Below are 13,527 nucleotides of genomic sequence, written 5' to 3'. Positions count from 1 at the left end.
AGGTCAATGCGCAGGTGAGCACACCCAGCACCAGCAGCCAGCGCGGATAGCGATAGCCGGCCATCAGGTCGGAGCGCGCCCAGGCGGCGTAGATGAAGATCGACAGGCCGATCGGCAGGATCAGGCCATTCAGGCCGCCAACGAAGACGAGCATCTGGGCCGGTGGCGTTGTGATGACCACGTAGAAGAACAGCGAGACGGCGATGAAGATCACGGTCGCGATATTACGAGCGCGTTCGGTAATGTCCTGCTTGAACACGGTGATGAAGGACACCGAAGTATAGGCAGCGCCGATGACCGAGGTGATGGCGGCAAACCAGAGGACCGCGCCGAAGATGCGGAAGCCGACATCGCCGGCAGCTGCCTGGAAGGCCTGGGCGGCCGGGTTTGCACCCTTGCCCGACACGTCGATGACGACGCCAGAGGCGACGACGCCGAGGATGGCGAGGAACAGCACGTAGCGCATCAGGCCGGTCACCGCGATGCCGGTCAACGCTGCACGGTTGACGGCGCCGAGGTTTTCGATACCGACCGTGCCCTTGTCGAGCAGGCGGTGGGCGCCGGAATAGGTGATATAGCCGCCGACCGTGCCGCCGACGATGGTGGTGATCGTGGCAAAATCGATCGTGCTCGGCAGGAATGTCTGGAACAGCGCATCACCCACCGGCGGAGCCGAGACGATGGCGACATAGAGTGTCAGGACGATCATCAAGACACCCGCGATGACGATCAACCGATCGATCGCGACCCCTGCGCGCTTCGACATGAAGATGGCGATGGCGATCAAGGCGCTGATCGCGCCGCCCCATTTCGGGTCGAGGCCGAGCATGGCATTGAGGCCAAGGCCTGCACCGCCGATATTGCCGATGTTGAAGAACAGGCCGCCGACGATGACGAGAATGGCCAGTACATAGCCAGTTCCCGGGATCGCAGCATTGGCGATGTCGGAGGCGCGCATCTTGGTCAGCGTGACGATGCGCCAGATGTTCAGCTGGACGACGAAGTCGATCAGGATCGAGGCGAGAATGGCAAAGGCGAAGGCCGCGCCGAGCTTGGTGGTGAAAGTTGCCGTCTGGGTGATGAAGCCCGGACCGATGGCCGATGTGGCCATCAGGAAGATTGCGGCCGTCAGCGCTGCACGGCGCGACTTGACGGACATGCCGCCCGTGGCGCCGGCACTGCCTGGTGATGTCGATTTCTGATCCATGTTACCCTCTCCGTTGATCGCTTCGTCATTCGAAATGTCTTGTCGGAATTGACTATCGATAAGGGCAGCGTCGTCGCGTTTCACAATTCTGTCAAGATTGTTCAACGATTTAATTCTATCGTTCTACTAAGTTGTGCAAATGTTGAGCGATTTGTTTCTCTTCTGGGCATGTTTTGCCCCGGTTTCGGCCAAAATTTGGTCACCCGGAGGGCACGCTTTGAGGTTCCCCACCCTCCAGGTCTGGATGCTATGACGATCAGAGAGGACCTGCAGAAGATAAACCTGTTTTCACCGGCAAGGGCAGGTTTTGTTTACGCGCGAAGCACGATAACGATGCGGGCCATGAGGTGACGCATCGCAACCGAGATGCTCAAGGAAGATACATGGCTGAGCAGGACACGACATCGGCGCTTGCGCCAAGGCTGGCGGAACAGATCCGCGACAAGCTGATTGCCGGTGAATTGAAGCCCGGCCAGCGCCTGTCCGAGGCAGCCCTCAGCGCCGATCTCGATGTCTCGCGCAATTCGTTGCGCGAAGCCTTCCGGCTGCTCACCAAGGAAGGTCTGCTCCGCCACGAACCAAATCGTGGCGTCTTTGTCGCGACCCCGAGCATGTCCTCGATCATCGACATCTACCGGGTGCGCCGCACGATCGAATGCCGGGCGATCGCCAATGCCTATCCCAATCATCCGGCCGTTGCCCGCATGCGGGCAGCCGTCGAACATGCAAGGGCTGCGCGCGATGCGAAGGATTGGCTGACCGTCGGCAGCCAGAACATGGTCTTCCACGCGGCGATCGTCGATCTGGCCGACAGCCAGAGGCTCAATGCATTCTACGCCCAGACGGCCGCTGAACTGCGCCTGAGTTTCGGGCTGCTGGATGATCCAGAACTCCTGCATGCGCCCTATGTCGATCTCAACGCGGCGATCCTCGGAAAGCTCGAGGCCGGAGACACGCAAGAAGCCGCCGCAGCGCTCGAGACCTATCTTTTGCAGTCGGAACGCACGGTTCTGGCTGCCTTCTCACGCGCCGCGTTCTGACGGATTGAGACCAACGGCTGAAACGGCTTTGCGCCGAAAGCCCGGCCTAAAGCGAGATCGTCATTCCCCCGTCGACATAGAGAATATGACCGTTGACGAAGGACGAGGCGTCTGACGCCAGGAAGATGCAGGCCCCGACCAGTTCCTCGACCTTGCCCCAGCGCCCGGCCGGCGTGCGTTTCTCCAGCCAGCCGGTAAAGGCCGGATCGGCGACCAGAGCCGCATTCAGCGGCGTCTCGAAATAGCCTGGCGCAATCGCATTGCATTGCAGCCCATGCCTCGCCCAGTCGGTTGCCATGCCCATGGTCAGGTTGCCGACGGCGCCCTTGGTTGCGGTATAGGGCGCGATCGTCGGGCGTGCGGCGCGTGTCTGGACGCTGGCGATATTGATGATCTTGCCGCGTTTGCGTGCGATCATGTGGCGACCGACGGCCTGGCCGACATTGAAAACGCTGGAGATATTGGTTGCCAGCAGCTTTTCGAACGCCTCGGCCGGAAAGTCCTCTAGCGGCGCGCGATGCTGCATGCCGGCATTGTTGACCAGGATATCGATGGCACCGATGTCCGCTTCAAAACGGTCGATGGCCGCGCGGGCGACCGCATGGTCGGTGACATCGAAGGCGAGGATACGGGTATCGCCGCCGATGTCCTGCGCCGCCGCCTCCAGCTTGCCGATGTCGCGACCATTGAGCACGATCTCGGCGCCTGCCTCCGCCAATCCCTTCGCCAGCGCCAGGCCAATGCCTTGCGACGAGCCGGTAATCAGCGCCCGCCGCCCGGTCAGGTCAAAAAGTGCGTGCCCCATGTCGTTCTCCCACTGCAGTCATCTGCGGACGACAAATGGGCAAGGGTTGCGGCAAGTCAAGCGATGTCGACGGTGAGTTGAGCAAGGGTTGTTGTGGCGAATGAGCCAATATCAGCGCTGCATGCTGTCGCTGGTCCGACCGAACAAAAAGAAAGACCCCGGAAACCGGGGCCCTTCGAAATTTCAAAGCGAAAGCCGATCAAACATCGTCTGTGTTCTTGTGATCGTTGAACAGGATCCGAACGTGTTCAGTCGTCACGTTGAAACTGTTCAATACTGCAACCGTTTCGAACGACTTGGTGGCTCCGGCACCGTCGGTGTCGACCTGAAGTTCGGCATTGCCGCCATTCTGCACGAGCTTGACATAGCTGCTTTCCAAAGCCGTGTTCGATGCCAGACCGGCCAGGATCTCCGACAGATCGATGACGTCGCCATCGGCCATGTCATAGTCGGTAATGATGTCGTGGATCCCGACACTGACGCTGTCTGCACCGATGACGAAGACGTCCGCGCCGGTGTCGCCGGTCATGGTGTCGATGCCATCGTTGCCAATGAGAATGTCGTTGCCACCATTGCCATCGAGATCGGTATTTCCACCGAAAACATCAATGATGATGTCGTTGCCGCTTGAGCCGTCCATATCGTCAGTATCACTATCACGATACAGATTCACAGACACGTCTGTTGACCCTGCCCGGTACTGGAAGGAACCACCCGCGCTATTGTTATCATCGATTAGGATATTGCTCCCCGAGAGCTGAATGCTATCGAATCCGCTTGGGTTCTTTACCTGGGTCAGATCCAACAAGTTGTCCTTGTCGTCGTTGAACAGCAGAGCCCATTCCGGAATGGATGAATTACCTCCCGATGCTGCATTGGTATAAACATGGTCTGCTATGTAGGAAGTCGCATCGTTGACGGCGGCGATATTGATCGTTGCCGTGTCCGTTGCAATCAGCGCGCCGCCAGTGCCATTGTTGGCGCCGTCGTTCACAACCATAGTGAGAACGGTCGATCCCGGAGGTGTGTCGCTGTCGGCGAGATAGGTTATGGTCTTCTCCCGCGATCCCGAACCTCCACCCGCCAACAGCGCATTGATCTCGGCAATACTGCCGGTAAGGGTCACGGACATCGTTCCGTTCCTGCCGACATTTACGCCACTATCACCGGCATCAATTGTCAGCTTGCCAAAACCAACCGCCAAGGTGACGACGACCTCGTCCGATGCCGCGTCGATATCACCGATCGTTAGCCCAGTGCCTTGCAGGGCAAGGTCGACTTGTTCCGTTGCATTGTAGCTTGTCGGGGTAATGGCGGCAGTCGGCGCGTCATTGACAGCCGTAATGTTGATCGTTGCGGTATCGGTGTCGCTTTCTGCGCCGCCGCTGCCCGTGCTCCCGCCATCATTGACCGAAAGGGTGAGCGTGGTGGAGGCGAGCGGCGTGTCGCTGTCGGCGATGTAGGTCACCGTCTTTGTGCCGCCGCCAGCCAGCAGGGCATTGATCTCGGTGATTGTACCAACCAGGGTGACGGTGGAAGTGCCGCTGTTGGTAACCACAACGCCGCTGTCGCCTGCTGCCACGTTCAGCTTGCCGGATCCCACCGACAATTTGACCGTCACATCGTTCGTCCCAGCATCCGGATCGGATACGCTGAGGCCCGTTCCGTGCAAGACGAGAGCGGTTTGTTCGGTTGCGCTGTAGCTGTTTGGCGAGATCGTGGCCGTCGGATCATCGTTGACAGCGGCAATGTTGATTATGGCAACATCACTGGCAGTTTTGGCGCCACCGGTGCCCGAGTTGCCGCCGTCGTTGACGGTCAGCGTGAGCGTGGTGGACGATGGAGGGGCGTCTGTGTCCGCCAGATAGTATATGGTCTTGCTGCTTCCACCTGAACCGCCACCCGTCCATCAGTGCATTGATCTGAGCGGATGTACCGGTCAGCGTCACCGAGGACGAATTGTTGTTAGATACGACGACGCCGCTGTTTCCGGAGGTTACTGTCAACTTGCCATAACCCACCGACAGGGTGACCGTCATAGGGTTGGTGCCGACGTCGATGTCACCAACGCTGAGACCCGGGCCATGCAGTGCGAGTGCGCTTTGCTCTGTTGCGGAATAGGCAACGTTGCTGATCACCGCCGTGGGCGCATCATTCACCGCCGTGACATTGATCGTCAGCGTATTCGGCGTCTGATCGGTATCCTGGCCACCATTTGCAGTGCCGCCATTGTCCTTGACCGCAAACTGGATCGAAGCATAGCCGGATCCACTTGCGTTGGCCGCTGGCGTAAAGACCAGCTTGCCGGCCGCTAGATCTGCCGCCGAGACGAAGGCGTTCAACGCGACCGGCGAACCATTCAGGGTCAATGCGCCAGCGCCCGGCAGGGCTTTGATGAAGATCCCGCTGAGACCGTCATTCTCGATATCGGTGAAGCCGAACTGGGCAGCGGTCAGCGTGATCGAGGTGTCTTCGTCGGTCGCAACGGTGGCATTGATGCCGGCCGGCGCCTCGTTGGTGCCTTGAACCGTGATGGTGATCGTAGCGGTTGCGACGTCCCCGTCGCCGTCGACCACCTTGTAGGTGAAGACATCGACGTCACTCTGGTTGCCCTTGAGCCCGCGTACGGCTGCGCTCGTGCTGTTAAGGGTATAGGCATAGGAGCCGTTCGCCTGAAGAACGAGCGAACCGTAGGTGCCAACAATCGTTGCCCCCAAAGCTCCGACAGGGTTTGTGACATTGCCGCTCGAAATCGCGACGATGGCGCCGCCATCTGCGCCGAAGAAGTCGTTCGACGCGGCGCTTCCACCGGTCAGGACATTGCCGTTAACGGCCGGTGTACTGACGAGGTTGACGAGAGCCGTCACGATGTCCGAGAAGTTCGCCAACTGGATGACCGAGACGTTGCCATCGACATCGATCTGCTGCAGCGAGCTTTGCGAGATGCCGTCACCAACCCCGATTGCGGTCACCTTGACGTTGTTGGTGTCAACGAAGACGTTCCAGTCGTTTGCAACTGTTGAGGTCAGGACGTTGTTGCCAGAGCCTTGGTTCTTCGTCGGGTTGCCGTCGCTCAGGAAGAAGACCTGATTGCTGTAGCCAGGGAGAGCAGAGTAGTTTTCGAGCAGTTCCTTGATCGCATCCGTGAAGTCGGTGTCGTCATCATCGACCGGTCTGTCTTCTGACCAGCCATCAAGCGTGGACACCAGTTGAGCGTAGCTTGTCACTGACGTTGCCTCAGCATCGTCGCCGAATGCAACCAACTCGATCTTCACGTCGCCCGTCGTGCTGTTGAAAATCTGCTGTGCCGCAGCCTTAACTCCATTGAGCATCTGGGTCAGTTCTGCATCGCCGATGCTGCCGCTGAAATCGAGCACGAAGGCGACATTGTAGTTTGCAGGCGGCAAGGCGATGACACTGGCAGTGTCATTACCGGCAACCGGCGCGTCATCGATCACGTTGATCGATCCGCCGAGCCCAACGGCGGTATCTGAGATCGGCCCACCGGCATCCGTCACACGCACCAGGCCGTCGAGCTTGATGGTGATCGCGTCTTCGGTCGAGTTGATCGGATGATCGATCGGCGCATTCAGCGTGAAGACATAGTCGCCGGTCGAAGGATCGAGCGTCATGGTGAATATCGTGGTGTCGCCAGCGGTATAAGGCGAGTTGCCGCCATCGCTGTTGACATAGCCGATCAGGTTGCCGCCCTCGATGGCGAAATAGACAGGCTTGCCATCCGACGTCAGCGACTGATCTGCCGATGTGAAGACCGCCTTGTCTGCCGGCAGTTGGAAGGCGTAGGAGATCACGCCATCCTTGCCGCCGGTCACCAGATCCCCGTAGGAGCCTGTCGAGACATTGCTCGTCTGGTTCAGATCGCCGCTGGTGTCGAGATCGCCGCCTGCCAGGCTCGCCGTATCGTCGCGACCACCCGGAAGGGCATGTTCTTCCTCAACCGTACCGTTCACCGCACCGTTCAAAATCAGTGGTGCGCTGACATTCTTGATCGTGAAGTTGTAGGTCGTTTCTTGGGTATCGTTGTCACCATCCACGGCCTTGAGCTTGATGCTGACCGGCGTGTCGGAGGAGACAGCCGAGGCGGTAAAGGACCAGGTCTTGTTTTCGTTGACTGTCAGCGTTCCCGAGCTTGTCGTGAACTCGACCGAGCCATTGGTTGCAACGTCGGCGAGATTGATGAACTTCGACACGCCGTCGAAGATCACTTCCAGCTGATTGACGCCGTCGGCGCCGGGATGGAAATTATAGCTTCCGTTGATCGTGCCGCCTTCGTTGATCTCTGCGAGACCGGTTGCGAAGTTGAGGCTTGGCGTATCGTCGGACACTTCGGCCGAGACGACCGCACTGGCAGTGTCGCCGTCGGTATCCGTCGCAATCACGTTGATCTTGCCGAACTGGGCAAGGTCGTCGCCCTGTGTCGGATGCAGAGGATAGTTGTCACTGAGCGTCAGCTTCACCTCGACCTTGTTCTGCGCGGCAAGATCCGTCGTCACCAGCGTCAGGGTGGCGATCAGGATGCCGCCGATCTTGCCGGTGATTTCCGTGTCAGACACGCGGTTCCAGGTCAGCGCATTGCTGAGCTGGCTGAGGTCTGTCGAGAAGGCTGCCGAGACAAAGGCGTCGGAGCCGGCCCCGAAGGTGATCGTCTCGCTGTCTGATGTCGTCGCATTGCTTGTCAGGGCCGAGTCATCGACCTGTAGGAAGGTGATCGTATTGCCAAGTCCTGTCGGATTGGCGCCGTCCGTGATCGAGATCTGCTGCGTGCCGGTCGCCTGGTCACCATCACCATCCGTCAGCGTGTAGCTGAAGGATGTCGCGGCGGCCGCAGCATTGTTCACCTGCGCGCTCGGATCGAAGGTCCAGCTACCGTCGGCCTTGAACGTATAGGTGCCGAACGAGGTGACCACTGTTGCCGCAGTACCGTCCGTCGGGATGCCAACCGTCTGGGTGCCGTTGCCATCGCCTACCGTGACAGAAGTCAGGCTACCGCCGTCAGCGCCCAGTTCGTTCAACTGGATGACATTGCCGCTGAACAGCGACGCGTCTTCGGCAATCGACAGGGCTTGTGAGTCGATGATCTGCGGGCTGTCGTCGTCGACCTGGATGACGATCGCGGCCGATGCCACATCGCCATCATTGTCAGTGACGTCGTAGCCAAAGCTGAGCGTGAGATTGTCCTCGTAGCTCGTCTCTGTTGCGGCAGTCTGCGGGTCATTGACCAAGGCATGCACCAGCGGCAGCAGCAGAACCATGCTATAGCTGCCATTGGAGGCCATCGTCAGGGTGTAGACGGTCTTCGGGCCGGTATCGGTTGCAATGGTGCCGACATAGGCGCCTCCCTGGCCGTTGGCAGTCCAGGTCGAAGTGACTGCATAGGCCTTGCCCTGATAAAGCGCCTGCAAGGTCTGGCTCGCGCCGGTTTCGTCCTTGGCAGTGACACCGGTTACGGCGATCGTCTTCAGACCATCAGCGCCTGCGGTGATCGAGATCTTGCCGCCGACGCTGTTGATCGCACCTGCCGCATCGCCCTGGCCGCCGGCAATCCCGCCGAACAGCACCTCGTCGTCGATGATGGCGGCTTTCAGGCTGACATCGTCAATATAGGCACCCAGTGTATCCGATGTGCCGGTGCCTTCGAAGGCGAGCACAGCCGACGGACCGGTTGCGGTAACCGAGATCGTGATCTTCTGCCAGCCGGGTTCGGCCGACTGCGGATCGATCTGGTAAACGGGATTGTCGTCAAAATAAACCTTCACGCCACTGGTATTGTTGCCATCCGGACGTTCCGAATACCAGAAGGTCAGCTCATAGGTCTTGCCCGCTTCAAGTCCGCTGACCGTCTGCTGGATTGTCGCGTTGCTGTTGCCGGTGTTCGGGTCGCTATCCAGTTCGACCTTGATGTCGCCGGAATGTGCGGCGAGGCCACCGACATTGCCATTTTGCAGCTCGAACGGAACGCTATTGGCCGAGGACCAGCCGGTAACACTGGTGGTCGTGGTGAAATTGCCTGCCGTGACGCCGGGATTGATCTCGAAGCCGCCGTTGACGATCAGGTCTGCCCCCTGGGCATCGCTACCGGTTGTGGTCGGTACGTCGTCAACCACGGTGACTGTCACCGAGGCTGTCGCCATGTCGCCATCGGTGTCGGTTGCAACAACCGTGATACCCGTCAGGGTGACATTGTTTTCACCACTGGCGTTGGCATGCGGGAAATTGTCCGTCAGCTCGACATTGACCGATGCGGTACCGCTGGTGCCGGCCGCAATGACCGAAGCAGGTGCCGTCAGGGTGACAATGATCGCCTGGGCGCCGTTGATCGAACCGATCAGCTGGGTGGCGCCATTGGCGGTCCAGACGATATCGGCACTGCCCACACCGTCGACCTCGACGGTGATGTCGGCGGTGGAGCCGAAGGCGTAGCTGACCAGATTGTCGGAGCCTGCGGTGAAGCCGACCGTGCCGGCCGATGTTTCAACATCGGTGGCCGAAGCGGTGCCGGTTGCGCCGGCGGTGCCGAGACCTTCTTCGTCGACGGTCAGGGCGAGCGGATTGTTCGCACCATTCGACGTCGTCGGCAGGGCGCCGTCTTCAACAGAAATCGACTGTACGGCAGTCGCTGTATCACCATCGCCATCGGTCAGAGTGTAGGTGAACGAGGCATCCACCTCCTGGGCGTTGTTCAGGTTGCTGGCCGCCTGGAATGTCCAACTGCCGTTGCTGTTGAAGCTATAGGTGCCATAGGCCGTGTTGACCGGCGTCGTGCCGCTCGCCGCAATTGCATAAGCCTGATCGCCGATGGTCACCGACGTCAGCGTGCCGCCATCGGATCCTACCAGATCGTTGGACAGGACATTGCCGCCGATCTGTGCACCGGCTTCGATAGCGACCTGGGCAAGGTCGTTTGTAGCAATCGGGCCGTCATCATCGAACGCGAACTGGGATGTCGAGGTGTCGATCAATGTCACGGTTGCAGATGAAGTGCGACTGTCTCCATCGGCATCCTTGATTGTCGCCGTGTAGGTCAGCCCGATCGAGGCTTCCTGCGTTGCAAGACGCAGCACTGCTGTTGCATCGAACTGGTTGCTGTCGGAACCATGGTCGATGGCTTCATAGAGCGTTGTCTTCAGCTGTGCCGAAGCCCCTGTGCCGACAGTCTCGATCTTGAACACAAGAGTGTTTGACGCATCGCGCCCGACAAGAACGCCGTTCTCGAAGGAAAGCGTGATTGCGCCGCCATTCGTCGCCGTGAGGTTGGTGGCAAACGGACCGTTTCCGCCGGTGCTTGTCAGGCTGAACGATCCCGTAACGCTGCCGGCGCCATCGGTACCGAAGTCCGATGTCACGTTGAACAGGCTGGCGAGGCCGCCGGTAACGCTTGTCGTCACCTGCGCTAGGACGCCACTTGCATCATCCGTGTTGGCATTGCTGCCGGCTTCGATTTCGCCGCCATTGTAACGATCAGCCGCGACGGTCTCGTCGAGTTCGGTCGAAAGGCTGGCTGCGGTATTGGCGTTGGCTGTGACCGTGATCTGCGGGCCATCGTCCTCGAAGGCCACGACCGTGCTGTTGTGGTCGATGATCTCGATCGTCTCGCTGTCAGACGCGGTGTCGCCATCGCCGTCTGTTGCCGTGACGGTTAGGTTGATCGACAGGCCGGCGTCATGATCAGCCAGTGTCAACGTGCGGGCATCATCGGGATTGCTGCCATCAGGATGGGCAATCGGCAGATACTGCGTGACGACGAACTGCGTCGTGCTCGCGCTGCCTGTCAGCTCGATCTTGAGAACGATGTAATCGTCACTGGTGGTGTTGGTGTCTTGGCCGATCTTGCCGATCAGAACGGTGTCGCTGATCTTGTAGAGCCAGATCGTCTGGCCGGAGTCAGCAAGGCCATTGGCGTTGTACCACGGCGATCCCACGGTATTGGCCACCTTGAGGTTGCTTTCAACGCCCGTGCTTGAGCCGCTGTTGAGCGTTTGCCCATAGGAACCCTTGAGGACAAAGCTGAAGGCTGAGGTAATTGTGCCGCCATCCACGCCGGCCGAGGCATCGACGGCGAAGAGTTCCGACACCGAGGTGCCGGCCGCAACCGTCGGCGTTGCCATGCTGCCGATGGCCACGGCCTGGGCCAGGTTCGTCGTCGCCACCCATTCGGTGTTCGGCGTATTGTCATTCGGCAGATCGCCGGGTGTCGTTTCGTCGAGCTTGATCAATGACAGCGAAACATTGTCGACATCATTGACGGTGACCGTCGGGCCGTCATCCAGGAAGCGGATCTGCTGCGAAATATCGACCGTCGCCGTGTCGGTATCACCATCGGAATCGGTGATTGTCAGGGTCACCTTGACGCTGTTGGCAAGCAGGGATTCCTGCTGCGGGTTGGGGCTGTCATTCGGAGACGCGTCGCCTGAATCGTAACCGTTGTCATTGCTCTCGTTATTGTCGCCCCGGTCGTCATGCTTGATCGACAGGTACTGCGCCAGCGCCACGTGACCATTCTGGTCGACTGCGATCGCGAATGCGACCGCACCCGTTGCACCGCCAACGCGACCGACGACCACGTCGCCGAGCGTATAGAGACGGATATCGGTGCCTTCGGTTGTCTTGAGGCCGGAGAGGGCGCCTTCAACGATCGTCAGCGACAGCTTGAAGACGGCGGCCGAAGCATCTGCTCCGACATCCGAGCCTGATGTCGAGACGATGTTGTCTGCGCTGTAGGCGTAGCCGATGACCGGGGCATTCGAGATGCTGCTGGTGCCGGAGGCATGCGGATCGTCACCGGTTACGCGCGGATTGGTGGTCTCGATTGCAGCAAAGAGCTGACGAACCTCAGCGTTCAGTTCCGAACCGAGTTTGTCATTGGCACCGCCAGCCGTCTGGATTGCGGCGGTTTCGTCATGGATCACGAATTCAGAGCGGTTGACCGACAACACGGCCTCCGGCACATCGTCGATGATCTTGATCTCGAAGCTGCTGCCCAGGTTGACGGTATCGCCGTCACTGTCCCTGGCTTCGATGATATCGCCGAAGCGGATTGCCTCGATCACAGCGTCCCCGGAGCGCAGCTGCGTGTTCTCGTTCGCGCCATTGTCCGGCGCCTTGTGATACAGCTCGTCGAACAGCCGGAACTCATAGGCGCCGGTTGTGGTATTGATGCGAATTTCGAAGACCGGATTGGCAGAATTGCCAGGGGTCGGCGCGTCCGCTTCGCTCGTCGTAATGATCAGCCATCCGTTTGCGCTGGTTTGCACATAGGTCAGCGGCAGAGCCGCGGGCTGGCCGTTGACCGGCTGATTGGAGGTCAGGTTGAGCGCCTCAAGATAGGCGATGGCATTGCTGGTGAAGTGGAAGGTTGCCACATCATCCGCGCCGGAACTCACCAGAGTTGCCAGGCTGCCCTTGACGATCGCGCCGCCTGCCGAACCCCATGCGCTTTCGGTGTAGGAATTGTCGCCGTCATTCTCCGGATCGAAGTAGTACTGGCTATGCGGCGATGTGCCTTCCGACCAGTTGGTGTCGATGTCGTCTTCGTTGACCTTGACCGAGATCGTCGTGCCGGTGAGGCTTGGGCCGTCATCGGCGAACCGGACATTGCCGCCCAGATCGATCGAGGCGGTTTTCGAGTCCGTATCGCCATCCTTGTCCGTCGCGGTGACGGTCGCTGTCAGCGAAACGAGGTTGTTGGCCAGCGTGGCGAATTGTGTGTCGAAGCCGGAGCTTGAGCCTGGCTGCGCATGGTCGATGGTTTCCATCTGGGTCAGGGTGACCACGCCAGAACCGTTGACCGACAGGGAGAAGACTGCCTTGGCGATCGCTTCGCTCTCGACTGACGTTGTCGAGCCGTAGATCACGCCATTGATCTCGAAGAGATTGATCTGCTTGCCATTGCTATCGAGGCCGGAATCCGTGCCTTCGGCAACCTTGAGCGACAGGGCAAAAGTCTTGACCGACGTGCCGCCATCGGAGCCGAGATTGACGGTCGAGATGAATGCTCCGCCGAAATCGGCAGCCGACGTGGAGGTGTCGCTGAGATTGCCTATCGTTTGGGCATCCTGCGTTGTCAGCAGTATTGCTTCTTCAGGACTGACCGTCAGTGTGACCGATGGACCATCGTCGAGGAAACGGATCTGGTGGGAAATATCGACTTGCTGCGAGCGAACCGTGTCGCCATCGGAATCGGTGATTGTCAGGACCGCCTTGATCGCGCCGCTGGCAATGGTTTCCTGAACCGGATTGGGATCGTTGTCCGGAGCGGCGTCATTGGTGTCCGAGCCGTTGTCGTTGTCCTCGTTGAAATCGCCAGCGTCGTCATGCTTGATCGACAGGTACTGCGCGATGGCGGCATGTCCGTTCTGGTCGATGGCGATGGCGAAGGCGACAGTGCCGCTTGGGCCGCCGACGCGACCGACAACCAGATCACCGACCTTGTAGAGCAGGATGGCGGTGCCCTCTGT

5 protein-coding genes are annotated in these 13,527 nt (G+C 59.5%); 1 reads left to right on the top strand and 4 read right to left on the bottom strand.

Annotated features, from left to right (window positions below):
• Positions 1–1,159, bottom strand: a 1,159-nt coding sequence (locus PDO_RS02775) for an NRAMP family divalent metal transporter (protein ID WP_458574634.1), incomplete at its 3' end; no start/stop codon positions are given.
• 431 nt (positions 1,160–1,590) lie between these two features.
• Between PDO_RS02775 and PDO_RS02770 the strand changes: the two genes are divergently transcribed.
• A complete protein-coding gene (locus tag PDO_RS02770) occupies positions 1,591–2,247 on the top strand; it encodes a GntR family transcriptional regulator (RefSeq protein ID WP_007597462.1) in 657 nt (218 codons plus the stop codon).
• A 46-nt stretch (positions 2,248–2,293) separates the two neighbouring features.
• Here the strand turns inward: PDO_RS02770 and PDO_RS02765 are convergent, their stop codons facing one another.
• The 3 genes from PDO_RS02765 to PDO_RS02755 form a co-directional block, all read right to left on the bottom strand.
• Positions 2,294–3,052 (bottom strand): SDR family oxidoreductase, encoded by a 759-nt coding sequence (locus PDO_RS02765; RefSeq protein WP_007597461.1) that lies wholly within the window; start codon positions 3,050–3,052, stop codon positions 2,294–2,296.
• A 199-nt stretch (positions 3,053–3,251) separates the two neighbouring features.
• Positions 3,252–4,634 carry a type I secretion C-terminal target domain-containing protein gene (locus tag PDO_RS02760; protein ID WP_141649794.1) on the bottom strand — a complete coding sequence of 461 codons (1,383 nt, stop codon included), beginning with the start codon at positions 4,632–4,634 and terminating at the stop codon, positions 3,252–3,254.
• 184 nt (positions 4,635–4,818) lie between these two features.
• Positions 4,819–13,527 (bottom strand): DUF5801 repeats-in-toxin domain-containing protein (locus PDO_RS02755; protein ID WP_007597458.1); only part of this gene is annotated, 8,709 nt, incomplete at its 5' end.

The organism is Rhizobium sp. PDO1-076 (assembly GCF_000247475.1).
In the GTDB taxonomy this organism is placed as follows: Bacteria; Pseudomonadota; Alphaproteobacteria; order Rhizobiales; family Rhizobiaceae; genus Allorhizobium.
The sequence above is the reverse complement of the archived record's forward strand: the minus strand, read 5'-3'. Positions and strand labels throughout refer to the sequence as shown.